The organism is Psychrobacter sp. 1U2 (assembly GCF_051847575.1).
This window is the reverse complement of record NZ_JBPYDC010000129.1, coordinates 1-1,693: the sequence shown is the minus strand read 5'-3', so window position 1 is coordinate 1,693 and position 1,693 is coordinate 1. Positions and strand designations below refer to the sequence as shown.

General features: G+C 41.8%; 2 protein-coding genes and 1 pseudogene. All 3 read right to left on the bottom strand.

The annotated features are described in order from the left end of the window. Positions 1-270 (bottom strand): annotated as a pseudogene (locus ACS8FD_RS13795) (tRNA (guanosine(37)-N1)-methyltransferase TrmD); the annotation flags it as partial. A 75-nt stretch (positions 271-345) separates the two neighbouring features. Next, the gene (gene rimM, locus ACS8FD_RS13790) at positions 346-879 is read right to left on the bottom strand and encodes a ribosome maturation factor RimM (RefSeq protein ID WP_299221046.1); all 534 of its coding nucleotides are present in this window, start codon (positions 877-879) and stop codon (positions 346-348) included. Positions 880-1,039: 160 nt separating this feature from the next. Continuing rightward, the gene (gene rpsP, locus ACS8FD_RS13785; RefSeq protein ID WP_439263091.1) at positions 1,040-1,312 is read right to left on the bottom strand and encodes a 30S ribosomal protein S16; all 273 of its coding nucleotides are present in this window, start codon (positions 1,310-1,312) and stop codon (positions 1,040-1,042) included. Between the last annotated feature and the right edge of the window lie 381 nt (positions 1,313-1,693).

Genomic DNA, 1,693 nt, shown 5'->3' with positions numbered 1-1,693 from the left:
ACAATGCTTGCTGTCGATACGGCAACCTTGCAGACCAGCGCGCTGTTTAGCATCCTCAATCGCTTGCGCTAATGGCTCAGCCATCATCACCATACCAGGACCCCCACCGTAGGGACGTTCATCAATACGGCGATAATTATCCGTAGTATAGTCGCGTGGATTGATGCACTCAATTGTGACTTGCTCCTGAGTCACTGCTCGTCCCGTGATACCAAACTCACGAATCGTGGCAAACATCTCAGGAAAAATACTAATCACAGCAAAATACATCAGACCTCTGTTTAAGTAATGCTCGCTAAATGACACCTGCATGAACATATCATTGCTTCAATCGTAAAGATCGAATCAATAATCGCTCGGCCACGCCACATGAACTGCTTTATTGGCCATATCGACTTCAATTACAGTTTGAGCATGCCACGGTATCAAGCGCTCTTCGTTATCTAGACTGTCTGAATGTGCTGCTACCCGCATAATGTCATGCGCGCCAGTTTCAAACATCTCAGTAATATCACCAAGATACTCATCCTGCTCATTCAAAACTCTAAGTCCAACCAGTTCAGACCAGTAAAACTCGTCCTCTTCAGGTTCAGGCAATGAGTCTTTTGCAACCCAGATAGCAACACCATTCATAGTTTCAGCAATATTACGATCAGGAACTTGCTCAAATTGAGCCACAAGCCCTGTACCCTGCTGACGCCACTTACTTACTGTCAATGGTTTAACACCAGTGGCAGTTTTTATCCACCACGGCTGCATACCAAAGATATCCGAACGATCATCTGTATCGCTAAACACCCATAACCAGCCTTTGATACCATAAGGTTTCTTAAGCTGACCAATTTTCATAAGTGTACTAGCGTCTGGTACAGATGACATAACGTCTAACCTAACAATAAATAAAACAGAGATTGCTAATAAAAAAGCAATTAAATAATAAAAACAATTAACCGCGTATACTGATCAAATCAGCTACGCTATCTATTTTAAACATACTAAATAGTCTAAAAACTGACTATAAGTACTTAACGCTAAGCATTTAAGCAGTTGCTTCAGTGCTTGTTGTCGCTGATTTGTTGTAAGCTTTTGCTAATGAAGCAACGCGATCTGAAGGCTGTGCACCTTTTGCGATCCACGCATTATACGCTTCCATGTTTAAGCGTACTGCTTCTTCAGAATCTTTGGCAAGTGGGTTAAAAAAGCCAATGTTTTCAATGTAGCGACCGTCACGCGCGCGGCGTTGATCAGCAACAACTACTTGATAAAATGGGCGTTTCTTGGCACCGCCCCGTGCTAAACGAATAACAACCATGTGAATTCTCTCTTTCGCAGGTATACCAAAAGGGCATAATTGTATCACAGTCTTGATTTGTTGAAAACATAAACTGTGTTTATTTAATGACTATTATAACAATGGTTTAAAAGCAATCAAGGGCCACAAATATCGCAACCTATTTACTGATCAAAGTCTAATATTCAACGATAACTTTTAGCCAGCTCATAGCGCCTACTGCAGTATTGCACTATACTTTATTGCAATACTGTAAGAGCGTTAGATCCCTATGTTTATTCCAACTCCTCGTCGCACTGCTTGGCTGCCACGTTCGTACTCTAGTACTTGGCTTACAACCTTAATGGTAGCCTTTATTGTTATAATCAGCGTCGGTTTGTCTATTTGGTTTTTTTGGCGCAG